Source organism: bacterium Scap17 (genome assembly GCA_013376735.1).
In the GTDB taxonomy this organism is placed as follows: Bacteria; Pseudomonadota; Gammaproteobacteria; order Pseudomonadales; family Halomonadaceae; genus Cobetia.
Window position 1 is genome coordinate 3,356,804 of sequence record VINJ01000001.1, and the last position, 25,934, is coordinate 3,382,737.

General features: G+C 63.4%; 21 protein-coding genes. 4 read left to right on the top strand and 17 right to left on the bottom strand.

What is annotated here, in order from left to right:
- Window positions 1-163 precede the first annotated feature (163 nt).
- On the top strand, window positions 164-574 hold the full coding sequence (locus FLM52_14205; GenBank protein NVN56920.1) for a hypothetical protein: 411 nt from the start codon (window positions 164-166) through the stop codon (window positions 572-574).
- A 110-nt stretch (window positions 575-684) separates the two neighbouring features.
- Here FLM52_14205 and FLM52_14210 read toward each other — a convergent pair whose 3' ends face one another.
- The 4 genes from FLM52_14210 to FLM52_14225 all read right to left on the bottom strand — a co-directional run bounded on the left by FLM52_14210 (window position 685) and on the right by FLM52_14225 (window position 5,428).
- Window positions 685-1,302 (bottom strand): nucleotidyltransferase family protein, encoded by a 618-nt coding sequence (locus tag FLM52_14210; GenBank protein ID NVN56921.1) that lies wholly within the window; start codon window positions 1,300-1,302, stop codon window positions 685-687.
- A gap of 32 nt (window positions 1,303-1,334) precedes the next feature.
- On the bottom strand, window positions 1,335-2,360 hold the full coding sequence (locus tag FLM52_14215) for an XdhC family protein (protein ID NVN56922.1): 1,026 nt from the start codon (window positions 2,358-2,360) through the stop codon (window positions 1,335-1,337).
- A 103-nt stretch (window positions 2,361-2,463) separates the two neighbouring features.
- Window positions 2,464-4,848 (bottom strand): xanthine dehydrogenase family protein molybdopterin-binding subunit, encoded by a 2,385-nt coding sequence (locus tag FLM52_14220; GenBank protein NVN56923.1) that lies wholly within the window; start codon window positions 4,846-4,848, stop codon window positions 2,464-2,466.
- Window positions 4,835-5,428 (bottom strand): (2Fe-2S)-binding protein, encoded by a 594-nt coding sequence (locus tag FLM52_14225; protein ID NVN56924.1) that lies wholly within the window; start codon window positions 5,426-5,428, stop codon window positions 4,835-4,837. Before FLM52_14225 ends, FLM52_14220 begins: the two co-directional genes overlap by 14 nt.
- A 627-nt stretch (window positions 5,429-6,055) precedes the next feature.
- On the opposite strand from FLM52_14225, the gene FLM52_14230 reads away from it, so the two are divergent.
- Window positions 6,056-7,246, top strand: a complete 1,191-nt coding sequence (locus tag FLM52_14230; GenBank protein NVN56925.1) for an MFS transporter — start codon at window positions 6,056-6,058, stop codon at window positions 7,244-7,246.
- Between the two features lie 116 nt (window positions 7,247-7,362).
- Here FLM52_14230 and astB read toward each other — a convergent pair whose 3' ends face one another.
- The 7 genes from astB to FLM52_14265 form a co-directional block, all read right to left on the bottom strand.
- A complete protein-coding gene (astB, locus tag FLM52_14235) occupies window positions 7,363-8,709 on the bottom strand; it encodes an N-succinylarginine dihydrolase (GenBank protein ID NVN56926.1) in 1,347 nt (448 codons plus the stop codon).
- A gap of 100 nt (window positions 8,710-8,809) precedes the next feature.
- Complete coding sequence (astD, locus tag FLM52_14240) at window positions 8,810-10,309, bottom strand: succinylglutamate-semialdehyde dehydrogenase (GenBank protein NVN56927.1); 1,500 nt, start codon at window positions 10,307-10,309, stop codon at window positions 8,810-8,812.
- Window positions 10,310-10,460: 151 nt separating this feature from the next.
- Window positions 10,461-11,492 carry an arginine N-succinyltransferase gene (gene astA / locus FLM52_14245; GenBank protein NVN56928.1) on the bottom strand — a complete coding sequence of 344 codons (1,032 nt, stop codon included), beginning with the start codon at window positions 11,490-11,492 and terminating at the stop codon, window positions 10,461-10,463.
- Complete coding sequence (locus FLM52_14250; protein NVN56929.1) at window positions 11,492-12,553, bottom strand: arginine N-succinyltransferase; 1,062 nt, start codon at window positions 12,551-12,553, stop codon at window positions 11,492-11,494. The genes astA and FLM52_14250 overlap by 1 nt, the downstream gene beginning before the upstream one ends.
- A 23-nt stretch (window positions 12,554-12,576) precedes the next feature.
- The gene (locus FLM52_14255; protein NVN56930.1) at window positions 12,577-13,797 is read right to left on the bottom strand and encodes an aspartate aminotransferase family protein; all 1,221 of its coding nucleotides are present in this window, start codon (window positions 13,795-13,797) and stop codon (window positions 12,577-12,579) included.
- A 156-nt stretch (window positions 13,798-13,953) separates the two neighbouring features.
- The gene (locus FLM52_14260; GenBank protein NVN56931.1) at window positions 13,954-14,901 is read right to left on the bottom strand and encodes a GlxA family transcriptional regulator; all 948 of its coding nucleotides are present in this window, start codon (window positions 14,899-14,901) and stop codon (window positions 13,954-13,956) included.
- A gap of 354 nt (window positions 14,902-15,255) precedes the next feature.
- On the bottom strand, window positions 15,256-16,458 hold the full coding sequence (locus FLM52_14265) for a trans-2-enoyl-CoA reductase family protein (protein NVN56932.1): 1,203 nt from the start codon (window positions 16,456-16,458) through the stop codon (window positions 15,256-15,258).
- Between the two features lie 350 nt (window positions 16,459-16,808).
- On the opposite strand from FLM52_14265, the gene FLM52_14270 reads away from it, so the two are divergent.
- On the top strand, window positions 16,809-17,222 hold the full coding sequence (locus FLM52_14270) for a hypothetical protein (protein NVN56933.1): 414 nt from the start codon (window positions 16,809-16,811) through the stop codon (window positions 17,220-17,222).
- A 188-nt stretch (window positions 17,223-17,410) separates the two neighbouring features.
- On the opposite strand, the gene FLM52_14275 is transcribed toward FLM52_14270, so the two are convergent.
- The 6 genes from FLM52_14275 to FLM52_14300 form a co-directional block, all read right to left on the bottom strand.
- Window positions 17,411-18,079: a sulfate adenylyltransferase gene (locus FLM52_14275; protein NVN56934.1), complete on the bottom strand. Its 669-nt coding sequence runs from the start codon at window positions 18,077-18,079 to the stop codon at window positions 17,411-17,413.
- A 22-nt stretch (window positions 18,080-18,101) separates the two neighbouring features.
- Window positions 18,102-20,051 (bottom strand): EAL domain-containing protein, encoded by a 1,950-nt coding sequence (locus FLM52_14280; protein ID NVN56935.1) that lies wholly within the window; start codon window positions 20,049-20,051, stop codon window positions 18,102-18,104.
- 66 nt (window positions 20,052-20,117) lie between these two features.
- Window positions 20,118-21,425: a TolC family outer membrane protein gene (locus tag FLM52_14285; GenBank protein ID NVN56936.1), complete on the bottom strand. Its 1,308-nt coding sequence runs from the start codon at window positions 21,423-21,425 to the stop codon at window positions 20,118-20,120.
- A 33-nt stretch (window positions 21,426-21,458) separates the two neighbouring features.
- Window positions 21,459-22,841, bottom strand: coding sequence for an HlyD family type I secretion periplasmic adaptor subunit (locus FLM52_14290; GenBank protein NVN56937.1), 1,383 nt, complete (start codon window positions 22,839-22,841; stop codon window positions 21,459-21,461).
- Window positions 22,834-24,927 (bottom strand): type I secretion system permease/ATPase, encoded by a 2,094-nt coding sequence (locus tag FLM52_14295; GenBank protein NVN56938.1) that lies wholly within the window; start codon window positions 24,925-24,927, stop codon window positions 22,834-22,836. Before FLM52_14295 ends, FLM52_14290 begins: the two co-directional genes overlap by 8 nt.
- Before the next feature lie 178 nt (window positions 24,928-25,105).
- On the bottom strand, window positions 25,106-25,399 hold the full coding sequence (locus tag FLM52_14300; protein NVN56939.1) for a type I secretion C-terminal target domain-containing protein: 294 nt from the start codon (window positions 25,397-25,399) through the stop codon (window positions 25,106-25,108).
- Window positions 25,400-25,415: 16 nt separating this feature from the next.
- Between FLM52_14300 and FLM52_14305 the strand changes: the two genes are divergently transcribed.
- Entirely contained in the window at window positions 25,416-25,634 is a 219-nt protein-coding gene (locus tag FLM52_14305; protein ID NVN56940.1) for a hypothetical protein, read from the top strand.
- Window positions 25,635-25,934: the final 300 nt, after the last annotated feature.

Genomic DNA, 25,934 nt, shown 5'->3' on the forward strand with positions numbered 1-25,934 from the left:
GAAAAGGCAAGAGCGGCAAGATGCCACGGGGCGTCGTGGCTTCAGCAACCGCTGAAGCATTGACTCCCCGTTGGCAACACTGCCATTCCGTTCGTGGCATATTTACTGCTCACGACTCTCGGCATAATCCCCCCTCAATCTTACCCACTCGGGAGCAGGTGCCATGTACGCCGACACCTTCAATGATCTGGCCCTCGAGGCCGAACTCGAAAACTTCGCGCACCGTTGGTTCTCCATGCTCAACCGCGTGGCGCCTGCCATCGAACTGGCGGAGCTGCTGGGCGAGGAGGCTTCCATCCAGCTGCTGGATGAAACCCTGACCGGCAGCGAGTACCTGGCCAACTGGGAGCATCGTCGCAGCGAGCTGCTGGTCAATAGCCATGCACTCGGCTGGGTGCGTGCACAGCGCAACAGCCTCGACAGCGCCACTCTGCGCATGGGGGGTGAACACCGCGCCGCCATGCGTGATGGCAGCGTGCTGCACACGCACTTCGACGCCGAGTGGGTGCTCGACCTGAGCTGGGGCGAGCCGCGTATCCAGAGCATCAAGCTGCTGGATATGCGTACGCTGTAACGCGATAGGCAGACAGCAAAAGGCCCCGTCACCATTAAGTGACGGGGCCTTTTGCTGTCTGGAGGGCCTGTTTCCAGCGCACGTGACGTCTTGCAGTTTCAGTTTCTGTCTCAGCCTCTGAGCTTCAGCATCGCTGGCGTGTCGATGTCGTGATGGATACCGACATCACCGACTGCCAACTGACGCAGCGCCTCGCGATGTCGCATGATCACCTCACGCGCGCCCTCACCGCCCTCAAGCGCCGCAAGCTCTGCCCACAGCGTCCGCCCGAACAGCACCGGATGCCCGGGCCTGCTGTCCTCGCCTTCAAGCCTCGGTCGCACGATATGCACGCCATCTGCCTGGGCCTCGGCCTGAAGGGCATGAAAGGTCTGCGCCGTGATCTGCGCCATGTCCGCCAGCCATACCGCCGCCACCTGCACATGCGCCAATCCAGCCTCATCACTGAGCTGACGGAAGGCATCGCCGAGACTCCCGCCGAGTCCGTTACCCGCCTGTGGCGCACGCCAGATTCGCCCGGCATGCTCACGTGCGAACGCCTCTCCCAGCAGTGCGGCGGGATCATCGTCCTCACGCAGTAGCAGACGCCAGTCCACCTCACAGGACATGACCCGCGACAGCGTCGCTATCAACAGTGTCTGGCCATCCGCCAGACGCGCCTGGCGCTTGTCACTGCCGAAGCGGCGACTCTGCCCCGCGGCCATGACCAGGATGATCGACTCATTCATGGGCGGCCTCCCTGACTGTCTCCTGAGCGGCTTCACAGGCTCTCGCGAGCGCGGCCACGGCGGATGCGCACGATATCGGCCATCACCGCCAGCGCGATCTCGGCCGGTGTCTTGCTGCCCAGATTCAGCCCGATCGGCATCACGATGCGCGCGATCTCCTCGGCGCTGAGCCCACCGCTGCGCGCCAGCCGCTCGGCGCGTGCCGTTGAGGTACGCAGCGAACCCATCACGCCGATATAGAATGCGGGCTGGCGTACCGCCTCGATCATCGCCAGGTCATCGATACGCGGGTCGTGGGTCAGTGCGACCACGGCGGTGGCGGCATGACAGCCGCCGGCGGCGATGAAGCGTGACGGCAACTCGCGACGCAAGCTGACGCCCTCGAGCGGCGCCTTGCGAGCCTCCCAGTCGGCCAGTACTTCCTCGCGTGGCTCACAGATGATCACCTCGAAACCGAGACTGACGGCGAAGGCGGCGCAGGCTTCCGCCACCGGCGAGAGGCCCGCCAGCAGCAGACGCGCCACCGGCCCGACCCGCAGCTGATAGCCGCACGTCTGCCCCGCATGACCCTTGAGCGGCTCGACCCGTTCCCCCAGCCCGCTGTCGCATTCAAGCGTACGCGCGCCATCCCCCTCCAGCATCACCTGCCGCAGACGCGGCGTCTGGCCCTCGAGTGCCGCGCGCAGCGCCTCGAGGTGCGCGATGTCCGTGTCACAGGCGGTGAAGCGCTCGACCAGTACGTCCAGAATACCGCCGCAGGGCAAGGCAATCCCCGCACCCTGATGGCCGCCCTCGCCATAGCGGATCACCTGGGCGGGCGCGGTGAACTCCCCGTCAGCCAGGCGCGCCAGAAAGTCCTCCTCGACACAGCCGCCGGACAGCGAGCCACGATGTTGCCCATCGGCGCGCGCCACCAGCCAGGTGCCCGGCTCACGCGGTGAGGAACCGAAGGTGGCCAGCACCGTGCACAGCCAGATCGGGCGCGCGGATGGCTCGCCATCTGCGGGTGCCAGCCAGTCGATCGCCTGATGGATCACTTCAAGATCAAGGTGTTGCATCAACAATCTCTCATATCAGAAGCCAGCGCACGCTCTGAAGACTCGAAACCCGCCACCCGGGCATGCCGGAGTGGCGGGTTTCAGAGCCATTCGCTGGAGAAGGTCAGGCCTCGCTGAGCGCGGCCTTGAGCGCCGCCGGACGCATCGGCAGGTCACGCAGGCGCACGCCGACCGCATGATGAATGGCGTTGGCGATCGCCGGTGCGACCACCGTGGTGCCCGGCTCGCCGAGACCGACCGGCATCTCGGTGCTGTCGACGAATTCGAGATCCATCTGCGGCACCTGATGCATGCGCAGCGGCTGGTAGGCGCCCAGATTCTGCGCCACAGGACCACCCTCGCGGTATTCGGTGCCTTCGTGCAGCGCCATCGAGACGCCCCACAGGAGCGAGCCTTCCAGCTGCGCCATGGCACCATCCGGATGCGCCAGCGTGCCGGCATCGACCACGCTGGTCAGCTTCTCGAGCTTGACCTCGCCCGTGCCGCGATCGACCTTGACCTGCGCCACACAGGCCACCCAGGTCGGCATGCTGCGTTCCTGACCGAAGCTCAATGCCACGCCCATGCCGGTGTCTGCTGGCAGGCTGTCGCGCTCGCTCCAGCCAGACTTCTCCATCACGCGCGTGAGCACGTTGCGCAGACGGTCGGCGCCGCCGGTGCTGACCGGCGCCTTGCCGGCATTGCGGCCTTCGGCGTCCAGCAGCGCAAGACGGAATTCGGCCGGGTCCTGGCTGGCCGCCAGCGCCAGCTCATCGATATGCTGTTCAACCGCCCACAGCGTCCAGCCCGGTGCGACCGAGCGCAGGTAGCCGGGCACGAAGGCCTCGTGAGCGACCTTGTTCTGCTGCGCCCAGACACGCTGGGTGCCGACGTTGTACCAGTGATCCGCGCCGCTGATGGAGAAGGAGTCCAGCTTGCCGCCGCCCTCGACCGCCTCTGCCAGGAAGGCCGGTATCAGGGCTGCCGTCGGCCAGCCGGCGGCGGCGGCGTGCTCGGAGGCCACGACACGCCCCTCGGCATCGAGACCGGAGCGCAGGCGCTGCACCGAGGGCGAGCGCACGCAATCGAAGCGGCTGTCATCCGGGCGCGTGAAGATCATCTTCACCGGACGCCCCACGGCCTTGGCCGCCAGCGCTGCCGGCACGGCGTAGTCACCGTGCAGACGACGGCCGAAACCACCGCCCAGATACAGCTGGTGATGGGTGACCTTGCCTTCCTCGAGCTCCAGCGCCTTGGTGACCAGTGAGGTCAGCAGGGACTGCTGCTGGTTGCCGCAGTGGATGTGCCAGTGGCCATCCTCTTCGTAGGCCAGCGCATTGGCCGGCTCCAGCGTGAAGTGCAGCACGCTTGAGGTGGTGAAAGTGGATTCCACCGTGGTGGCGGCATTCTCGAGCAGCGGCGCAGGGTCGCCCTGATCCACCAGCAACGAGCCATTGTCGCGGCTCGGCGAGCTGACCAGACGCTGGCCCTCGGCCTGGATCGCCGTCTCGTCGACCTGATAGCTGTCGCCCTTGCTCCACTCGACCTTGAGGAGATCGGTGGCACGCATCGCCGCCGAGAAATTGTCGGCGATGACCGCAAGCCAGCCCTGGCAGATGCCGGACGGGTCCTTGAGCTCGATGGTCTGGCGATAGCCGATGACCTTGCGGGCCTCGCTGTCATCGACGGCGGTGACCTTGCAGCCGAAGCGGCTCGGCGGCATTACCGGACGCGCATGCAATGTCTTGCCGACACGCGCCTCGATCTCTGCCGGCAGGGTGTAGTCGATGCCGTAGACGGCCTGACCGTTGGTCTTGGGCGGCACGTCCAGCGCGTTGCCTTTGGTGCCCAGCACGCGACGCTCGGAGGCCGGCTTGAGCTCGATGGCCGCAAGCTCCTCCTCGGAGAAGCTGCGCTCCAGCCCCGCCGCAACGATCTCGCCATAGCCCAGCGACTGATCGCCACTGATGACGCGCCCCTTGCGCGCCTTGCAGCTCTCGACCGCCACGCCCATCTGCCGGGCGCCCGCCTCGATCAGCGCGATACGTCCCGCCGCACCGGCCTGTGACAGCGGCTGGTAGCTCTGGTGAACCGACCAGCTGCCGCCGGTGATCATGTAGCCCCACTTGGGGGCGCTGTCGACGTAATCGACCTTGACGCTGTCCCAGTCGGCCTCCAGCTCCTCGACCACCAGGCGCGCGAGGCTGGTAGCGACGTGCTGACCCATCTCGGACTTGGTGATATGCACGGTGACGGTGCCATCAGTGGCAATGGCGTACCACATGGTCGGCTCGAAGGCCCCGGCGGACAGCGTCTCGCTGGCCGAGCCCTTGCCGTCTGCCCCGGCGGCCAGCGCCGCGCCTGACACGCCGAAGGCCAGCATGGTGGAACCCGCCACACTGCCGATCAGGAAGCCACGCCGCGTGATACCGCCGCGACTGGAGGAAGTCTTGTGCGCGGCAGCAAGCTCGCGCTGATGCGCGGCCAGCTTGTCATCAAACCTTGCCATGGGACGTCTCCTCGACAGCAGAATGGGACACGGTGCCTGCCGTGGCGCGCGGATCGAAGATGCCGACGCCGGCAGTCGTAGCCGTGGCATCGGTCTGCTGACCGTTCACCTGGCTGGTGGCACGCTCACTGGCGATGGTGGCGGCACGTTTCACGGCGCGATGGATGCGCACGTAGGCCATGCAGCGACAAAGATTGCCGGCCATGGCGGCGGTGACCTGCTCATCGGTGGGGTCGGGCGTGTTCTTGAGGAAGTCGGCGGCCTGCATGATCTGGCCGGACTGGCAGTAACCGCATTGCGGTACCTGCTCCTCGATCCAGGCCTGCTGCAGCGGGTGGTCATCGTTCTCGGCCAGCCCCTCGATGGTGACGATGTCACCACCCTCGGCTGCCAGTACCGGCAGGACACAGGTGCGCGCCGCTGTGCCATTCAGGTGTACGGTACAGGCACCGCACTGGGCGATCCCGCAACCGAACTTGGTGCCGGTCAGACCCAGGTGCTCACGCAGCACCCATAACAGCGGGGTCTGCGGATCGACCTCGAGACTGACGGCCTTGCCGTTCAGAGTGAAGTTGGCCAAGGGCTTCTCCTCAGGAGCATGAAGCAGGGGGCAGGGTTCGGACAACGCGTGCAGGCAGTCGTGGCCAGCCATGGCGTCAGCTGACTGACGTGGCGTGGGTTCGGCGTCAGGGACCGACCCCGGGCTGTGGACCTGGCACGATTCGAACCAGTGAATTCTACAGGTCACGATCAGGCATCATGGTGCCATCAAGGAAACAGTGTGGTGTCGCTGAGCTCATCATGACCATGCAGATGCTGTCTTGCATGCGACACAGTATAGCGTTTCACGCCTTGTCATCGGCAGATGTTTGCATGACATCGGTCCGCCTCGGGACAGGGGCGGTAGCGGTCGAGGACGATGGCAACGCCCCAGCGCGAGGGCTCCCGCGAAGGCATATGACTGGCTGGTATGGAATGAGAGTGTCGCAGACGCGTCTGACAGTGGCGTTTCCGGCATCTGTACTTTTATGAGAATAAAGTGAAATGTAGCGAGAGCCCTAATGTAGCGAGAGCCCTAATGTAGCGAGAGCCCTAATGTAGCGAGAGTCCTCAAGCAGGATGTCCCGCCCATGGCCAGCACCGGGTGCAGGAACCGCAAGAACCGCAAGAAAAACGACAATAACGATTGCCGGCATGAGGATCTGACATGCAACTGAACTGGAAGGCAGCGATCGCGTTGGCAGCGCTGATTCTCGCCATCAATACCGGGGCGCGCCAGGCGATGGGCTTCATGCTGCCACCGATGGCCAGCGAACTCACCTGGGGCATGGGGAGTCTGTCTTTTGCGCTGGCCATCCAGAATCTGGTCTTCGGGCTGGCCGCGCCCATCGCCAGCAAGCTGTCAGAGCGCGTCGGCACCCTCAGCGTCTTTCTGGTCGGTAGCCTGTGCTACGCGGTCGGCATGGGTATCACCGCCCTCTGGCCGACCCCGACGGCGTGGATGCTGGGCGCCGGCGTGCTGGCCGGTATCGGCATCGGGGCGACCACCTTCCCGCTGGTGCTGGCCGCCGTCACGCGCGTGGTTCCCCTTCGGCATCGTGGCATCGGGCTGGGTATCGCCTCGGCCGGCGGCTCCTTCGGGCAGCTGATCTACTCGGTCGCGACCCCGATGCTGGTACTGATCGACTGGAAGATCGCCATGCTGGCGCTCGGCGCCAGCTGTCTGCTGCTGATTCCCATGGCCCTGCCGTTGCTGCGTCGCCCGGCGGCCGGCAGTGAGACACCGGCGGAGGATGTCCCGAGCCAGGGTCCACTGCTGCAGGACCGGCGCTTTCTGGCGCTCGCGGGTGGCTTCTTCGTCTGCGGCGTGCACGTCGCCTTCATCGCCACCCACCTGCCCAATTTCGTGGTCGCCTGCGGCCTGCCCCTGAACGTGGCCGGCAACACGCTGGCGATCATCGGCGCGCTCAATATCGCCGGCACCATCCTGTTCGGGGCCTGGGGCGGCCGCCGCCACCCGCCACAGCTGCTGATACTGATCTACGTGTGTCGCGCTGCGCTGGTGATGGCGATGGTGGTCATTCCGCCCAGCAGCGCCCTGCTCTACGCCTTCGGCGCGATCATGGGGGTGCTGTGGCTGTCGACGGTACCGCTGACCAGCCAGGCCGTCGCACTCTACTTCGGTCAGAAGCGCCAGGCCTTCGTGTTCGGCATGGTGCTGGCCGCCCATCAGGTCGGAGCCTTCCTGGGAGCCTGGGGCGGCGGTGTGGTCTATCAGCTGACCGGCAGCTACGACCTGCTGTGGATCACCAGCGCTATCTTCGGCCTGCTGGCCGCGCTCGTGCACTGGCCGGTGCGCCGCGAGCCCAAGCGCAGGGTACAGCCACATCTGGCTTGAGCGGTGCCACGGCTTCCACTCCTCAAACCTCAGACCTCTGATCACACCTCCACACCGCACAGCCCCCACCGGCGAGACCGATGGGGGCTGTGTCGTTCATGGCTCAAGCCAGGCGATCAGCGCTGGAAGGCGTAGACATTGCCAACCTTCAACAGCTGCGTCAGCTCATCCAGTGCCACCAAGGTTTCCTCGGCCAGCTGCGGATCGGCAAGGTCTGCCGGCGTCAGGCTGTCACGGTAGTGACGCTTGACCCAGTCACCCAGCTCGGCATGCAGCGTATCGCTCATCATCACGCGCCCAGACAGCGCGGCGCGCTCGGCGTCGCTGAGCACCACGCGCAGACGCAGACAGGCTGGGCCACCGCCATTGCGCATGCTCTGCTTCACGTCCTTGACCAGCACTTCGCCGATCGGGTTCGGGCCGGCCAGAATCGCATTCTGCAGTGCACTCCATACCGCCTCGTTCTCCTGACACTCGCCCGGCACCACCAGCGTCATGCTGCCATCGTCGTTGGAGAGCAGCTGCGAATTGAACAGATAGGAGGAAACGGCATCCTCGAGACTGACGGCTTCCAACGGTACACGGATCGGGATCAGCGGCGTGGACAGCTTGGCGCGAATCTCGTCGAGCACCGCCTCCTCATCGCGGAAGGCCAGCTCGTGATAGAACAACACCGGGCCATTGCCCACCGCGATGACGTCGTTGTGGAAGACACCGGCATCGATGGCGTCCGGGTGCTGCTGGGCGAACACCACCTGGTCTTCGCCGAGACCATGCTGACGCGCGACGGCCTGACTGGCTTCCAGGGTCTGACGCGCCGGATAGCGACGCGGTTCGACGCCATCACCGCCGAAGGCCTGGCGGCCGTAGACGTAGAGATGCACGCCAGGACCGCCGTGGCCATCGCACAGCCGCGTATGGTTGGCGGCGCCCTCATCGGAGAAGGCCGGCGTCGCGGGCAGCGCGGGGTGATGCGCGAAGTGGCCATCGTCGGCGAAGATGGCGCCGAGGATGCGCCCGGTGGTCGCGGGTTCCAGGTAGCGGTGGAAGCTGGATTGCAGGTTGGCCGGCGTGAAGTGCACGCGGCCATCACCGCTGTCACGCGACGGCGTGACGGTGGCGGCGTTGGCGGTCCACATGCTGGAGGCGGAACACACCGCGCGCAGCAGCTGCGGAGCCTGCTCGCTGGCCGCCTTCAACACCTGGGCGTTGCTGCCGGTGAAGCCGAGGTCGCGCAGTGCGCCGAGGTCCGGGCGCTGCTGCGGCAGCAGAATCCCCTGTGCATACCCCAGATCCGCCAGCGACTTCATCTTGTCGAGGCCCTGCAGCGCGGCTTCGCGTGGGTTGGAGGCCAGCCCGCCGTGGCGCATCGAGGCCACGTTGCCATGCGCCAGGCCGGCGTAGTTGTGGGTCGGGCCGACCAGGCCATCGAAATTGATCTCTTGATACGGAGTATCGGACATGAAGGTCTCCTGCCACGACGCCTTGCCAGCTCAGCAAACAGGCACGGCGGGCGTCGTGGTCAACAATGGGTAAGCGGCAGCGGTGCCCGAATGGACGGCCTTACAGGCGGATACCGGCCGGCAGGTTCGCGGGCAGCGCCAGCGCCTCGGCTTCCATCGAGGCGACCGGATAGCTGACATAGTCGGCGGCGTAATAGGCACTGGGGCGATGGTTGCCGCTGTCGCCGATGCCACCGAAGGGCGCATCGCCGGAGGCGCCGGTGGTCTGGCGGTTCCAGTTGACGATGCCCGCGCGAATGCGCAGCAGGAAGTCATCCCAGTCAGCGCGATCGCCACCGATCAGCCCGGCCGAGAGGCCGTAGCGGGTGTCATTGGCCAGTGCGATGGCCTCATCCCAGTCGGCGTAGCGATGAATCTTGAGCAGCGGACCGAAGAATTCCTCGTCCTCGAGCGCAAGGCCAGTGACATCGATCAGCGCCGGGCTGAGCAGACTGGTGCCCTCTTCCAGCTGCTTCATGCGCACGATGACGTTGCCGCCCAGCGCTTCGAGATCATCCTGCGCCTTGAGCAGCCCCTCGGCCGCGGCGACGCTTGCCAGGCCGCCATAGAAGGGGGCGTCCTGGGCGAACTGCCCCGCCACCCGCAGCTCACGCAGCGCCGTGGCCAATGTCTCGATCAGACGATCACCGACCTCGCCCTGCGGCACGATCAGGCGCCGCGCACAGGTACAGCGCTGACCGCCCGAGGCGAAGGCCGACTGGATGATCGCCAGTACCGCAGCGGCTTCATCCTGCACATCGCGCACCACCAGCGGGTTGTTGCCGCCCAGCTCCAGCGCCAGCAGCTTGCCGACCTGACCGGCGAACTGGCGGTGCAGCAGCTTGCCGATCTTGGCACTGCCGGTGAACAGCAGCCCATCGATGCCCTCGGACTGGGACAGGGCCTGGCCGACTTCCGCTGCGCCCTGCACCAGATTGATCACGCCGGCGGGCAGGCCCGCGGCCTCCCAGCACTGCAGGGTGAGATCGGCGGTAGCCGGGGTCAGCTCGGAGGGCTTGAACACGCAGGCATTGCCCGCCAGCAGCGCCGGTACCATGTGGCCGTTGGGCAGATGCCCCGGGAAGTTGTAGGGGCCAAAGACCGCCATCACGCCGTGCGGACGGTGGCGCAGGACTGCCTGAGTGCCCGCGACATCCTTGGCACGCTCGCCGGTACGCTCGTGATAGGCCTTCACCGAGATCGCGATCTTGCCGATCATCGCGCCGACCTCGGTGCGTGCTTCCCACAGCGGCTTGCCGGTTTCGCTGGCGATGCTGACCGCCAGCGCTTCACGATGCTGCTCCAGCTGATCGCGGAAGCGCTCCACCACCGCCAGACGCGCCTCGAAGCCCAGACGTGCCCAGGCCGGGAAGGCCTGACGCGCTGCCGCGACGGCCTGCTCGACCTGCGGGGCAGTGGCAGCGGCGCCCTGCCACAGACGTGCGTGGGAGACGGGGTCGGTCTTGGTGAAGAATGCGGCCTCGCCCGCTTGCCACGCGCCGTCGATGAAGAGCTGTTGACGCACGTTGAGTGTGGCGGGAGTCGAATTCGTAGTGGTCATGGCATGCCTCATCGAAAGGGCGCGCCGCGCGAGCGACGCTGAACAAGGAGTAACGGGACAGTTGGCGATCTGCCCCGCTGATAACAAAAGGACGCAAGGCGGTATACGCCTGCGAGTTGGCGCGAAGAAGCGGATGCCCGTGGCGGACGCTTCAGCCGGCCAGCACGCGCAGGGTGTCGCCACCGGTGACGCCGAGGCGCTCGGCCTCATCACGGTGCAGACGCACATGGCAGGCGCCGGCGTCATCACGTGTCACGTCATGGCTGATCCAGCTGGCACGGAAGTCGGCCATGCCGGTGGTAGCGGCCATCACGGCGGGACGCTCGCAGGCCGGGGCATCAGATGCGATCACCTCGACACTCGCCAGCTGGCTGTCACGCACGGCGCGCACATCATCGATATAGGCCTCGACCGTCGGGCCGCCATCGAAGATGTCGACGTAGCCTTCCCAGCGCAGCCCTTCCTTCTTGAGCATCGCCACCGCCGGCCGGGTGTGCTCATGCACCTGCCCGATGGCAGCCCGCGCGGGCTCGGAGAGAAACGGCGTATAGATCGGGAACTTGGGCATCAGCTCGCCGATGAAGCTCTTCTGGCCCATGCCGGTAAGGCGGTCGGCCTCATTGAAGTCCATCGGGAAGAAGTGGCTACCCAGACATTCCCAGAACGGGCTGCGCCCTTCGGGCGTGAAGACACCGCGCATCTCGGCCAGTACCTTGTCGGGGAAGGCCGCGCGGAACTGTGCCATGAACAGCCAGCGCACCTTGGAGAGCAGCGCGCCGTTGCGGTCCTTGCGCCAGCCTTCACGCAGGAACAGCGAACAGACCTCGGCATCGCCGGTGTGGTCGGAACACAGCGTCAGCGTATCCAGGGTGCGATGCAGATCGAGCTGCACCGAGGAATGCGCCAGCGAACCGAGGCGATAATGATAGAACGGCGCATCGGTGCCCACGCAGGCCTCGATGGCACAGCAGCCCGCGATGCTGCCGTCGCGATCATCCTCGAGCACGAAGAAGTAAAGGCGATCATCGCCGGGTTCGCGGCCCTCGAAGGCGGCCAGGGTGCGCTCTATCTTGGCGCTGAGAAACTCATGATTGTCCGGCAGCGAGGTGAAGCCGACACCGGTTTCCCGCGCCAGTACCTTGAGGCCTTCGATATCGTGTCGAGCGATAGGACGAATGCGCATTACAACTCTCCCTCATCCATCGTCGGCAATGGCATCGGCACGGCGAGCACCGCACGCCCCTCTTCCACGCCCAGTACCTCGGCCTGCTGCGGCGTCAGCATCAGCTGGCCGGTCGGCGTCAGGGCATAACGCGCCAGCACGCAGCGGAAATCGCCGAGTCGCTGGTTGGCTACCATCGCCGGCACTGCATCCGGCAGGCTTTCCTGCGGACGGATACGCACCGGATGCCAACCGCACTGCTTGAAGGTGTGCAGACGCTCGCACTCCGCCAGCAGCAAGGGGCCGGCATCGAAGATGTCGACATGACGCGAGCGCGAGAAGCCCTCGGCGAGCATCTCCTGCATGGCGTACTCATGGCGCGGATTCTCACGCCCGATGGCGGCGCGCGCCTGGGGCGTCAGCAGCGGCAGATAGAGCGGGAACGGCGGCATGACCTCGGCGATGAAGCTCTTGGAGCGCACCCCCGCCATCTGATTGATTTCATTGAAATCACGATCAAAGAAGTGCTGGCCGACGCTGTCCCAGAACGGGCTGACCTGACGCTCGTCGCGCGTTTCCAGATAGCCCGGGAAGGCCACCGCCAGTTCGGTGGCGAAGCGTTCCGGGTACTGGGCGATGAACATCAGGCGTGCGCGGCGCAACAGGCTGTCCGCATCCGTCTCGCGGTAGCGGGCATCCAGCGACAGCGCGCACAGCAGCGTGGCATCCGACACCTCATGCGACAGCGACAGCGTCTGCACTTCGTGGCGCACGTTGAGCTGCTGCGAGGCGTGGATCAGCGTCTCCTGACGATAGGTGTAGTAGGCCTCCCGCGCGCCAGCCTCGGCGCGCAGTGAGGCGGTACCGACCACTTCACCGGTATCGAGATCTTCCAGCACGAAGCAGTAGATCTCGTCCCCCGGGAAGTCGATCTCGGCACGAAGGCTCCGCTGGGAGCGCAGAATGCGCTCCTCGAGGCGGTCACGATGTGCCGGTAGATTGGTCAGGCGCGGCGTGGCCGTGGCCGCGAGCCGCTCGAGAGCGAGCAGATCGCGGCTTTCGGCAGGCCGCACCACCAGCATCGGGGCACTGCTCATGGCGCTGCTCATGCAGATGCAGAGGTGGCGACGAAGTTCGCCACGGCGCGGTCGAGCTTGTCGAGACCGCTCTGGATTTCCTCTTCGCTGATCACCAGCGACGGCGCCAGACGCAGCACGTCAGGACCGGCGATCAACACCATCAGACCTTCCTCCATCGCCAGGTTGAGAATGTCCTTGGCACGCCCTGCGTAGTCCGGCGCCATCTGGGCACCGATCAACAGACCCATGCCGCGCACTTCCTTGAAGACACCGTGACGCTTGGCGATGCCTTCCAGACCGTTGCGCAGCAACTCGTGGCGGTGGGCGACGCCCTCGAGCACTTCCGGCGTGTCGATGGTCTCGAGCGCCGCCAGACCCACGGCACACGCCAGCGGGTTGCCGCCATAGGTGGAACCGTGAGTGCCGATGGCCATGGCCGGTGCGATGCGATCGGTGGTCAGCATGGCGCCCAGCGGGAAGCCGCCGCCGATGCCCTTGGCGGTGGTCAGGATGTCCGGCACCACACCGAAGTGCTGGTAGGCGTACAGGTGGCCGGTACGCCCGGCACCGCTCTGGACTTCATCGAAGATCAGCAGCGCATCGTGCTGGTCGCACAGTTCACGCAGTCCTTCGAGGAAGGCCTGCTCGCCCGGGATGATGCCGCCCTCGCCCTGCAGCGGCTCGACGATGATCGCGCAGGTGTCATCGCCCATCAGCTCGCGCACGGAGTCGAGATTGTTGAATTCGGCGTGCTGGATACCGCCCGGAATCGGTCCGAAGCCCTGGGAATACTTGGGCTGACCACCGACGCTGACGGTGAAGAAGGTGCGGCCATGGAAGGACTGACGGAAGGAGATGATCTTGTCCTTCTTCTCGCCATGGGTGTCGTGGGCGAAACGACGCGCCAGCTTGAGGGCGGCCTCGTTGGCCTCACCACCGGAGGAGCAGAAGTAGACCTTGTCGGCGAAGGTGCGCTCGGTCAGCGCCTTGGCCAGCGCCAGTGCCGGCTCGTTGGTGTAGACATTGGACAGGTGCCAGACCTTGTCGGCCTGGTCCTTGAGCGCCTTGACCAGCGCCGGGTGGCAGTGACCCAGCGAGGTGACGGCGATGCCACCGGCGAAGTCGATGTACTCGCGACCTTCCTGATCCCACAGACGGCTACCCTCGCCGCGTACCGGAATGGCAGCCTGGGGTGCGTAGTTGGGCACCATGGCATGGTCGAAATCGGCACGGGTCAGCTGGGTCATCGTCTCTTCCTCATCGCGGGGTCTTGGCGTGGCCGGCCGATGATCGGCAAGCCACGGGTCATGACACTCGAGTATAGGGAGGCAAGATGACAAAGACTTTCAGCGAAAGGACGACGACTTATGTCAGGAGGCGACTTTTGTCATCCAGGGAAGGTGTCAGGCCTGCAGCATGAGACGTTCGTCGCGGGGGCTGCGCCCGAAATGGTTGCGAAACGCCGTGGAGAAGTGAGCGGCGCTGGAAAAGCCGGTGGCCAGCGCGATCTCGCCGATCGGTTGATCACTCTCGCGCAGTAGCTGGCGCGAACGCGCCAAGCGGAGATCCAGATAGTAGCGGCTGGGCACCGCCTGCAGATGCTTCTTGAACAGCCGCTCCAGCTGACGCCGCGAGATGCCGAGGTGCTCGCCGATCTCGTGGGTAGAGAGCGGCTCCTCGATATTGGCCTCCATCAGCGTCACGGCCTCCACCAGCGGCTGCGGCGCATGGGCGAAACGGTTCTTGAGCGGCACGTGCTGTGGCTCGTCCGCCAGCCGGATGCGCTCGCAGACGAAGTGCTCGGAAACCTTCTCGGCCAGCGCGCGGCCATGCTGCTGGGCGATCAGCGTCATCATCATGTCCATCGCCGCGGTACCACCGCCGCAGGTGACACGATCGCGGTCCAGCTCATAAAGCTGATGGGAGACATTGACCTGCGGAAAGTCGCGGCGGAAGGATTCGGCGCGCTGCCAGTGGATCGTCGCACGATAACCATCGAGCAGCCCGGCGCGGGCCAGCTCGCGGGTGCCGGTGGAGATGCCGCCCAGCATCACGCCACGCTCGGCCAGTCGCTTGAGCCAGGCCAGCAGCGCGGGATTCGAGGCCACCTCCTGCGGGCCCGCCTCCCCCGCCGGCTGGGCGCCGCACACGAACAGGGCGTCCAGATGGCGCGAATCACTGGCGACCAGGCTGTCCGGCGAGAGGCTCAAGCCCGCCGCGGACGCCACGCCGCGCCCATCAAGTGCGAAGGTGACGGCCCGATAGATTGTCTGCCCCGCGAGCTGGTTGGCCACCTGCAGGGGCTCCAGCGCACAGGCCTGGGACAACAACGAGAAGCCGGGCAGCAGCACGAAGCCTATCTGGCGTTGCTGGGCCTGGGGAGAAACCAGTGAATCCACGGGCATGAGTATGGCGCTGAATCCGTCGGGTAGAAGGTGAGTCAAACGAGCGGTGGATGTCGGTGGATATCAAAGTCATGCCACCAGACTGCCATCAGAGTGCCGCCATATTGTGCCATGCCTGCTACGCCAATGCCTGACCAGCGCCCCAGAGACAGCACCACAAAGACTGTGCAAACGACAACGCCACCCCGAAGGATGGCGTCGTCGTGTGTGGCGGGCAGTGCTCAGGGCTCAATAGGTAACGCTCAGCGAACTGCCCTGAGCTCTGCGCTTATGCCGAGGCGCGCTTATGTTGAGGCGCGCTTACATCTGAACGACATCGAATTCGACATCGGTGGCGACATCGGCATCGTAGTCGACGTCGTCACGCGTGAAGCCGAACAGCTTCAGGAATTCCTGCTTGTAGCTGGCGTAGTCGGTGATGTCGAACAGGTTGTCGCTGGTGACCTGCGGCCACAGGTCCTGACAGGCCTGCTGGACGTCGTCCTTCAGCTCCCAGTCGTCGAGACGCAGACGGCCGGACTCGTCGGTGGCGATCTCGCCTTCGCCGTAGAAGCGCTCGGCGTAGAAGCGGTTGAGCTGCTCGATGGTGCCTTCGTGCAGGCCCTTCTCCTTCATGATCTTGTAGACCATGGAGATGTAGAGCGGCATGACCGGGATCGCGGCGCTGGCCTGGGTGACCACGGACTTGAGCACGGCCACGTGGGCACGACCGCCCTTGGCGGACAGCTTCTCGTGGATGCTGCCGGCGGCGCGGTCCAGATCTTCCTTGGCGCGACCCAGCGCACCGTGCCAGTAGATCGGCCAGGTGATCTCGGTGCCGATATAGCTGAAGGCGACGGAGCGGGCGCCATCCGCCAGCACGCCGGCGTCGTCCAGCGCCTGCATCCACAGCTCCCAATCGTGACCACCCATCACGGTGACGGTATCTTCGATTTCCTGCTCGGTGGCCGGCTCGACCTCCGCTTCGATGATGGTGTCCTTGTTGGTGTCGATGGCGGTCGCGCGGTAGGTCTCGCCGATCGGCTTGAGCACGGAGCGCTTCACTTCACCGCTGTCCGGCAGCTTACGCACCGGAGAGGCCAGCGAGTAGACGACGAGGTCGACTTCGCCCATGTTGGCCTTGATCAGCTCGATGGCCTTGGCGCGTGTCTCATGCGAGAAGGCATCGCCGTTGATGGCCTGGCTGTAGAGGCCTTCCTGCTTGGCGAACTTGTCGAAGGCAGCAGAGTTGTACCAGCCTGCGGTGCCGGCCTTCTTCTCGGTGCCCGGCTTCTCGAAGAACACGCCCAGGGTGTCCGCGCCGTAACCGAAGGCTGCCGTGATGCGTGCCGCGAGGCCATAGCCGCTGGAAGAACCGATCACCAGTACCTTCTTCGGACCACCGTCACGCTTGTCACCGACTGTCTTGCGGGTGATGGCGATCTGCTCGGCGACATTCTGCTCGCAGCCCTTGGGATGTGTGGTGGTGCAGATGAAGCCACGAACCTTGGGTTTGATGATCACGTAAAGAACCTCGTTTGCTGTTGGCCCGGCGTGTACCCGCCGATGCGATACTCGCTTCACGCTGACAGCAGGCAATGGCCGTCTCTGAATGGTGAAGCGTATCGTGAAATAGGGCGTTCGAATCCCGTAAAGCAGGCTCAGTGCCAGCTCATGGGCGCTATTCTAGCGGCTGTCGGCGACGCTGTCCGCCCTGCCGTCATGATCCGCCATCTGCCTGCATATCACTGGAGCCGGCCGCGGCGGCTGCCGTATCATATAGGCCTTTTCACGTACTGCCATTCCACTGCCGTCCTGCATTCGCCGCTGGTTGCCAGCCGCACTGTCCGACAGGCTCTGCCCAGGATGTTTTCATGAACGATCAGAACGCTCACCTCGCCCCCGATGTGGCCGCCCTGCTCGAGCGCCGACAGGACATCTGGCTGGCGCTGTCTCCACTGTGGCTGGAACGCGAACCGCGTGAAGCCGAGTATCAGCACATGGCAGAAGTCGTCGAAGCCCAGGGGTTGAGCTTCCAGGAACTGGAAAAGCTCTATCGCCTGGAGATGGCGCCGGTACTGGTGCGAGAACAGGTCAGCATGACACCCAGCTTCAAGGGCTTCGATGACAGCCAGCTGCTGTCACGCCTGCTGCAGCATACGCATCGTCTGACGCGTGGCCGGCGCATGTTCTGGCTGCTGTTTTCGGGGCTGGCCACGATGCCGAGTCGCCATCGCTACGGAAATCTGCTCGAGATCCTGCACCTGCGCGGCAATACGCCCCGCTAGCGCCCCGCAATCTGCACGGCGCAGCCTGACGAGAGTGCTGATCTGCAACGCCCGGATGGCAAGACACCCCGCGACCGGAAGGTCACGGGGTGTCTTGTCGTGCTGTCGTGCTTAAGAGTGCTTATCAGTGCTTAGCAGTGCTTGGCAGAGCTCAACCGCCATTCCTCGAGGGGCTGACGCCGCCAGGCTCATGGCCGTTGGTGGCGCGGTACTCTCAGCACCCCTTGTGCGCGGCGCTTCTGCCAATCAGACAGACTTGAAAGGCCTCGGCTGTCGCTGATGCGTTTGCCCCCTTCCAGACGTTTGCTCATCCACAGCGCGCTGCCATTGAAACTGTAGATAGGCAGCAGGTCCGTGCGCTCACTGGCCGGCAGGATGGAACTGTTCAGGTTGTCCAGTACATCAGGATTGCGCGTATTGGCGCTCTGATAGGTCACGACCATGTGGAACTGATTGAGACTGAGCGCCTTGACGTAGTGCAGACGCAGGCGGTCTTCCGGTACGCCAAGCTCGCGCAGGGTCAGATACTTGGCCATGGCGAAGTCATCGCAATCACCGGCCCCTGCCCCCAGAAACTCCTGCGGCGTCGCCCAGTAATCGGTCGCTCCCCAGACGCTGAGATCATCGGTGAAGTTGAGACGATTGAAGAAATCGTTCACTTCGCTCAACTGACGCCTGACCGGCGCGCCCTCCAGACGCTGCAACAGTTGCTGCCATTGCTGCACACGATGCCAGCCACCTGTCCCGTAGATCTGGATGAACTGGCGGGAATCCACCGCCTGTGCCAGACCCGCACCGAGTGACAACGCCAGCAGCACCCCGACCGCAAGACCCTCCCACCAGCGGCGATGATTCATGTCGAGGCACCCTGAATGTCACTTAGCGAGGCATATCTTCTGCTGGACTGGCAAGCCTTGCCATGACATCGACTGCCGGTGACACGAAGCCCTGATAGCCATCTGCGCCCAGCGACATCGCCCGCTCCTGATCCGCCTCGGACTCGACGCGGGTCACGATGACCTGCGACTCGACCTGATGCGCCGTCATGCACAGACTCTGCAACAGCTCGGTGTCGACATCTTCGCGCTTGAAGAACGCCTGGTCGATCTTGACGTAATCAGGCCGCAGTGCCGACAGATAGCTGAGCTCCTTCAGCTCTCGGGCGAAGCGGTCGATGCCGCCCCGCGCACCCAGTCGACGAGCATGTCGGAACAGCATCTTGATACGCTCCTGATGCCTGAGGGCGATGCTTTCGGACACCTCGATATCCAGACGCTTGCTCAGGCGCGGATGCGCCGCCAACCAGTTGAGCAGACCAATATAACTGGCTTCATCGTCGAAGGTTTCTTCGGTCAGGTTGAGCGCCAGTCTTGGCACTTCAATCCTATCGATATAAGAGGCCAGCCACTCCAGAGCGCGCAGATCGAACTGCGCCCCCATGCGGAAATGGCGGATCACGGGCAGGAAGTCACCCGCGCGATGCAGTTCATTGCCATCGCGCAGACGGGCAAACAGCTCGCGGTGAAGCTCGCCACCATCATTGAGCAACACCGGCTGAGCAACGAAATCGAGCCCCTTGGGGGCGTCCAGAGCCTTTTCGATGATCTCGCGCCATTCGCCTCGCGGACGTGCACGGCCACCCGCAGGGGCCAGCTCGACGCTAGATCCCAGCTCGATGGCCTGACGAAGCGTGGCATCTGCAACGGCAAACATCTGGGTACGCTGCATGCCCGGCTCACGCCGAACGGCACCAAGGGCACAGTTCTCCGGCGGAATATCCACCAGCGGATTGGCATCCAGCAGGTGGTCGATATCCTCCGCCAATAGCGTGAGAAATTCCTGAAGTCGAGTCTCATCAGTTTCCGGCAGCAACAGACCGAAATCACTATTGGCCAAGCGCGCGGCGATGATCGCCTCACCCGCCAGTTCACGATCTTCCAGCTTGCGCGCAATGGCTTTCACCAGGGCATCACGCCCCTTGTAGCCCTGCTCGCGATACACCACCTCGATATGCGACACGCGCAGCAGCGCGAAGCTGCCGCCCATCGGCTCGCTCAGCCACTCATCGACCGCTCGGTTCAAATAGCCGCGGTTGCCAAGCCCCGATACCGAGTCTTCTTCCGCCTGGCGCTGCAGACGCGCCAGCTGCGCGGCCTGAGCCTCGAACTGGGTCTGAAGGCGCTGTCCCAGACGATTGACCGCCGAGGTAATGCCCTTGAGCTCCGCCACGCTGGTCTCCTCCAGCGGCGCGTCGAAGCGCTGCGTCTCCATCTCATTGAGGCGAGACGAAAGGCGCTCCAGCGGGCGCAGCAGACGGCGCATGACCAACGAGGCAACCAGCAGCGTGATCAGGCCGCCCAGCAGCAGCCACAGCGCCAGACGCTTGGCCAGCTGCCAGAGCTGGTCATAGCCCTGGGCAGATTCGCCGGTCAGGCTGATCGTGCCCAGCGACGCCCAACCACCGGGCAGCTCGCGGCTCGCCGATTCCACCGGCATGGGGATCAGGTCACGAAACCACTCGGGTGCCAGGCTCTCGCGCACGACATTGAAAACGATGGGCGTCGCGACGGCCACGCTCTCCAGCCTGGCATCGCGCACATGGCCACCATCCACCGTGGCACGTATCAAGGCTTCGGCACTGGCGGCATCGCCAAGCTCTACATGTGGCACCAGCGCGAGACTCAAGCTCTGGGCGAGATTCGAGAGTTCGACGCGTTGTCGTTCGGCCAGTGCATCACGGGTGTTGTTGACCTGGATGAAGAAGATACCGAGGGAGAACCCCAACAATACCAGCAACATCAAGGTAAACAGGCGGCGCGAAAGACTCATCTGATTTCCTCATCAACCATCAGCATGGCAACGACGCATCCAGGGTGCGGGAGCGCCGTGGGTGGCTTAGCCCTGTTGTTGGACGGGGACGGCAACACTCATGGAATCCAGCAGAGCACCGGTCGCCGACAGCAGGCGATAGTTGGCGGTTTCCAGATCAAAACGGGCGCGAATCAGGTTCTGTTGAGAGGTGAACAGCTCACTCTCGCTATCCAGAAGGTCCAGCAATGTGCGGCGCCCGATATCGAATTGCTTGCGATAACTCTCGCGGGTATCGGTCGCGGCACGCACATAACTTTCCAGGTAATCGATCTGGCGCTTGAGGTTTTCGCGGGCATTCCATGCCAGACGAATCTCGTCACGCACATCGCGTATCACGCGATCATTGTCGTGCTCGACCGCTTCCAGCGCTGCCTGACGACCGCGGATCTCGGATTGATCGCGGCCACCACGATACAGGTTGTAGCGCATGACCAGTTCGACGCTCCAGTCGTCTGACTTGCTCTTGTCCTGGTCATAATCATTGTCCAGCGTGCGATTGCCCTCGAGACTGAACTCGGGGTAGTTATCACCCTTCTCGGCGTTCACTTCATGGCGCGCAGCGTCAATGGAGACCCGCGCTGCCGCCAACAGCGGGTTGCGCTGATTGGCCTGCACGTAGGCGCTCTCGACATCCTCGCTGAGCAGGCTGGTGTCGATACCCGGCATGCTGAGGTCCGACGGCATCTCCCCCACCAGACGCAGATAGGCAGAGCGGGAATCCTCGAGATTGTTGATCGATGACAGCACGCTGGCTTCGGCATTGGCCAGACGACCATCCACCTGACGCACGTCACTGCGCGCACCAAGGCCGGATTCCGCACGCCGCCCGATATCATTCGAGATGCGACGGTGAGCCTCGAGATTGGCTTGTGCATACTTGAGAATCAGCTCATCACGCATGACCTGCAGATAGGCACCGGCCGTATCCAGCGCGATGTCATTGGCCTCGGCCGCGACCTGCAGGCGCTGGTAGTCCGCTTCTGTCTCGGCCTGGCGGATGCGCTCGATTGTCGTGTTGCCGTCCCAGAGCAGCTGACGGATGGTCAGATCAAGGCGCGTGTAATCGTGCCAGTCGTCATCATCATTGACGCCGTCATCTTCGGAGTCGAACTTTCCATAACCCAGACGACCGGTCAGATCCACCGTCGGGCGATACGCCCCGCGCTGGGTTTCCGCTTCTTCGAGTCGCTGGATGTGACGTGAAACCTGAACGCGCGTGCGCGGGTTTTCCATTACCGCTCGGGATACGGCTTCTTCAAGAGTCGCAGCCGAAGCCTGAACGCCAAACCCCATCCCTGCGGCGATGCTCAACGCCAAGAGTGTCTTTTTCATTATGTGTTACCCTCGAATCCATCAAATCCTTGATCAACGTTCACGCAAGGCACCTTGCCTGGCGCGCAGAATCGGCTTCATCAAATATTGCAGTACGGTCTGATTGCCAGTGATCACATCGACGCTGGCCTGCATGCCCGGGATGATCGTGAGCGGATCCGAGTCACTGCCAAGGTGGTTCTGCTCCGTCAGCACCTTGATCTCGTAGAAACTGTTGCCTTCTTCATCCTGCACAGTATCCGCACTGATCTGATCGACCTTGCCTTCCAACCCACCGTAGATGGTGAAGTCGTAGGCAGATAACTTGACGACGGCCGGCTGCCCGATTCTCAGGAAGCCGATGTCCTTGGGAGCGACTCGCGCCTGAACCAGCAGCTGATCCTCGATGGGAACGATCTCCATCAGGTCTTCCCCGGGCTCGATGACGCCGCCTATGGTATTGATATTCAGCGTCTTGATGGCGCCCTGAACCGGAGATGTCACCAAAGTACGATCGAGTCGGTCCTGAAGACTGGTGCGCCCCTCACGCAAGCGACCCAGATCCGCCTGGGTCTTGGCGAGCTCTTCCGCAGCACGTGAGCGGAATTCCTGCGCGACGCCGACCCGATTCGAGATGGCCTCATCCAACTCCGATTGCTTGCCCGGCACGGCCAGGCGCGCCGATTCAAGATCACCCCGCAGGTCGTTGACCTCACGCTGGATCTTGAGAAGGTCTACCTGAGAGACCACGCCTTCACGCACCAGCGGGGCCGTCATGCCGAGCTCGCGACGTGACAGTTGATAGCTGCGCTCGAGGCTGTTGATGCGCGATCTCAACTCACGCAACTCCTGCTCCTTCTGCAGAATCTGTTCACGCGCGCCATTGAGGCCACTGTTGAGCTGATTCAGATGCGTGCGATAGGCCGTCATCGCACGCGAGACCAGAGCGGGACTGCGCGCCTTGAATTCTTCATCGAAGGGCAACTCGATATTCTTCACGATCACCTGATCCTTCCAGGCATCCGCGGAGGCGTTGACCTCGATGGACTCAAGCTCGGTGTCGTACTGCATGATGGTGGCCTGCAGGCCATCGAGGGTCGAGACACGCTCACGCAGATCGGAACCTGCACTGGTATCGTCGATGCGCAGCAGTGGCTCCCCCGCCGAGACGACTTGACCTTCCTTGATATAGATCTCGCGAACGATACCGCCTTCCAGGTTCTGTACAACCTGCAGGTGCGTCGAGGGCACGACCTTGCCGGAGCCGCGCGTGACGACCTCCAGACTCGCCTGGCTGGCCCAGATGATGAAGATGGCCACGAATGCGAGCACCATCCAGATCAGGATGCGCGACTTCCAGGGGGTCGCCAGCAAGACGGCTGAACTGACATCGTCGAGATGGTGAAGATCACGCTGCTCAATCGGTGCCTTAGCCACGATTCACCTCCTGCTTGCGCCCGGCGACACGGCCTTCATTCAGGGCGCTCAGCACCTGCTGCTTGGGGCCATCGGCGACAATGCGCCCTCCTTCCATGACGATGACGCGGTCTACCACCTCGAGCATGCTGCTCTTGTGGGTGACCAGCACCAGCGTCTGACTGCGCGGCAGGGACTTGAGCATTCTGCGCAGCCGCAGCTCGGCGCGGTTATCCATGTGCGAACCGGGCTCATCGAGCAGCAAGAGCGGGGGACGCATCAAGAGTGCGCGTGCCAGCAAGACCGTCTGACGCTGACCGCTGGAGAGCATGCGCCCACCCTCGCCCACCTGACGATCCAGTCCTTCAGGGTGATGACGAGTGAATTCGGTCACGCCGGAGGCATCAGCCGCGAGTTCGACCTGTACATCACTGGCGTGTGGTTGGCCGAGGGTGATGTTGTCGCGAATGGAGCCGAAGAACAGTGCACTGTCCTGGCCCGCATGGCCGATATGCCGACGTACGTCGGCGGGATGCAGCTGATTGAGATCCAGCCCATCAATGCGAACACTGCCAGTTGTGGCACGATACAGACCAGAGACAAGGCGCTGCAAAGTGCTCTTGCCAGCGCCGATACGCCCGATGATCGCGATCCTCTCACCTGGTTCGATGGTCAGTGAGATATCCGACACGGCAGGCGGCGTATTCGGCGCATAGGCAAAGCCGACGCGATCGAATTCGATACGCATCTGCAGGTGCTCGCGGTGAACGTAACGACGATCTTCCGACTCTTCCGGCAATGCCATGATCTGCTCAAGCGCACTCATCGCACTGCGAGTCTGGCCGATGCGCGTGATCAACAACGCCAACTGTCCCAGCGGCTGCAACGCACGCCCGGACAGCATGACCGCGGCGATCAAACCACCGACAGACAGGCGTGCATCCGCGATCAGATAGACCCCGAACACGACCAGCGCCACCGTGGTGGCCTGTGTCAGCGACATGCTCAGCGAGCTGACAGAAGTCGTCAGGTTGCGGCTTTTCACCCCCCAATGCGCGATCTGCCCGACGGCCCGTTCATACCGACGCTGGGTTTCCCCCTGAGCATTGGCCAGCTTGAGGCTCTCAAGGCCGGAGACGGCTTCGACGAGGCGCGCATTGCGCTCCGTCGCCAGGCGCGACCCCTGCTCGATGCTGCTGCGCAGCGGTTTCTGGATCGCCAGACTGTAGACGAGCAGGATCACGAGCGCGGCGAAGGGCACCAGAACCAATGGCCCCGCCACGATCCAGATCACCAGCAGGAACAGCAGGGCAAACGGTAGATCGACCAGGGTGGTCAGGGTTGCGGAAGTAAAGAACTCGCGGATCGAATCAAACTCCTGCAAGTGCTTCACATAGCCACCGACGGAGCCGGGTCGCGCTTCCATCCGCAAGTTCATGGTCTTGGAGAAGAGCTTCGAGGTCAGCAACACCTCGGACTTCTTGCCCGCCGTATCCATGAAGTAGGCACGCGTCTGGCGCATCACGAAGTCGAACACCATGATGATCGCCATGCCCGTCGCCAAGACCCACAGCGTGTTGAAGGCCAGATTGGGCACGACCTTGTCATAGGCGTTCATCACGAACAGTGGCGATGCCACGGCAAACAGGTTGATCAATATCGACGCCAGAATCACGTCACGATAGATCGGCCGCGACAGCTTCAGCGTTGACCAGAACCAATGACCATCACTCTGCTTGAGCGTTTCCGGGGCGCGTTCATCAAAGCGGTGCTCCTGCTTGAGATAGACGACACGCCCATCATGACGCTCAACCAGTGACTCGATGTCCACCAGCTCATCACCATCGGCCTCAGGCTGATGAATCCTGGCCTTGCCTGCGTCGTTGTCGACCTCCAGCAAGACGACAGCACGCTCTTCCTTGAGTATGAGAATGCACGGCATCAACATGTCGCTGATGGCCGTGATCTGCTGGTTGACCAGTTTGGCACTCAGATTGGCACGTGCCGCGGCACGACTGACAAGTGCCAGGGGAAGACGGCCTTCCTCCATGGGAAGACCATCGACCAGCACTGCTGCAGATCTGGGATTGCCGTGGTAACGCGCCATGAAGACCAGCGCATTGAGAAGGGGATCGCCCTCCCTCTCGCCAACAGGCTCCGGTCTTAATGGCGTGGGTTGATCGCTCAACCTGTCCTCCTTAGTAGGGCACTTCGCAGATGTATCTACGGCAAAATCTAATACAGCAAGGGGAGATAGCCTAAGCCATCTCCCCTACCACATCGATTCAGCCGTCAACATTCGTCTTGAGACTGTTGCTGTCGAGCAGAGATTGAATGATCTGCGTATCCGTGTCGCCACCTGATGTCAGGTCGACATCACGCAGATTGATCTCTTGCGTGATATTGCTGCCGTTGGATCCATCGACACTGATCTCGATATTGGTGCCACCCTCTCCATCTGACTCGAAGTGTAGGAAGCTCGAGAGCGTATCGGCATCCTCATCAGCCTCCAGCAGATCAGACAGATCGATGACATCGCCATCCGCGACACTGAAGTCGGTGATGGTATCCGTCGCCATGCCGCCTTCGCTATTGATGTCATCACCACTCAGCCACTGGAAGGTGTCAGCACCATCGCCGCCGGTCAGGATGTCATTGCCGGTACCTCCGACCAGAAGGTCATCACCCTCACCACCAGAGAGGATATCGTTGCCGGTGCCGCCTCTCAGCGTATCGTTGCCACTGCCGCCTTCCAGACGATCACTGCCTACACCTCCACTCAAGGTGTCATCGCCGCCTTGGCCAATAAGATAGTCCGCATAGAACGGGCCATCGCCATCGCCTGTTAGAGTTTCGTTACCGGAGGTCCCGATCAGGACCGACAGCTTGTCGACATCGATGCTGACACTTGAGGCGTTGGTATCCCCATCATTGTCGACTGTGACGTAATCGAAGCTGTCCGTGGAACGCTCACTGACATTGTCCGGCGGCGTATAGGAAAAATCACCGGTCCCCAGATTGAACAGCATGCTGCCACCCAGTTCCGTCGAGATGGTCAACTCCAGGCTGCCTGCATCGTAGCTGCTGTTGTCGGTGCCGGTGGCAGAAACAGCA

Coding starts and splice junctions, on each gene's coding strand:
- astB (NVN56926.1), bottom strand. CDS start 8,709: ATGTCCGATACTCCGTATCAAGAGATCAATTTCGATGGCCTGGTCGGC.
- FLM52_14280 (NVN56935.1), bottom strand. CDS start 20,051: ATGAGTCTTTCGCGCCGCCTGTTTACCTTGATGTTGCTGGTATTGTTG.
- FLM52_14220 (NVN56923.1), bottom strand. CDS start 4,848: ATGGCAAGGTTTGATGACAAGCTGGCCGCGCATCAGCGCGAGCTTGCT.
- FLM52_14300 (NVN56939.1), bottom strand. CDS start 25,399: ATGGCGACGGATACCATCACCGACTTCAGTGTCGCGGATGGCGATGTC.
- FLM52_14285 (NVN56936.1), bottom strand. CDS start 21,425: ATGAAAAAGACACTCTTGGCGTTGAGCATCGCCGCAGGGATGGGGTTT.
- astA (NVN56928.1), bottom strand. CDS start 11,492: ATGCGCATTCGTCCTATCGCTCGACACGATATCGAAGGCCTCAAGGTA.
- FLM52_14250 (NVN56929.1), bottom strand. CDS start 12,553: ATGCTGGTGGTGCGGCCTGCCGAAAGCCGCGATCTGCTCGCTCTCGAG.
- FLM52_14295 (NVN56938.1), bottom strand. CDS start 24,927: ATGGCGCGTTACCACGGCAATCCCAGATCTGCAGCAGTGCTGGTCGAT.
- FLM52_14255 (NVN56930.1), bottom strand. CDS start 13,797: ATGACCCAGCTGACCCGTGCCGATTTCGACCATGCCATGGTGCCCAAC.
- FLM52_14205 (NVN56920.1), top strand. CDS start 164: ATGTACGCCGACACCTTCAATGATCTGGCCCTCGAGGCCGAACTCGAA.
- FLM52_14215 (NVN56922.1), bottom strand. CDS start 2,360: ATGCAACACCTTGATCTTGAAGTGATCCATCAGGCGATCGACTGGCTG.
- FLM52_14305 (NVN56940.1), top strand. CDS start 25,416: ATGTCATCACCACTCAGCCACTGGAAGGTGTCAGCACCATCGCCGCCG.
- FLM52_14230 (NVN56925.1), top strand. CDS start 6,056: ATGCAACTGAACTGGAAGGCAGCGATCGCGTTGGCAGCGCTGATTCTC.
- FLM52_14270 (NVN56933.1), top strand. CDS start 16,809: ATGAACGATCAGAACGCTCACCTCGCCCCCGATGTGGCCGCCCTGCTC.
- FLM52_14275 (NVN56934.1), bottom strand. CDS start 18,079: ATGAATCATCGCCGCTGGTGGGAGGGTCTTGCGGTCGGGGTGCTGCTG.
- FLM52_14210 (NVN56921.1), bottom strand. CDS start 1,302: ATGAATGAGTCGATCATCCTGGTCATGGCCGCGGGGCAGAGTCGCCGC.
- astD (NVN56927.1), bottom strand. CDS start 10,309: ATGACCACTACGAATTCGACTCCCGCCACACTCAACGTGCGTCAACAG.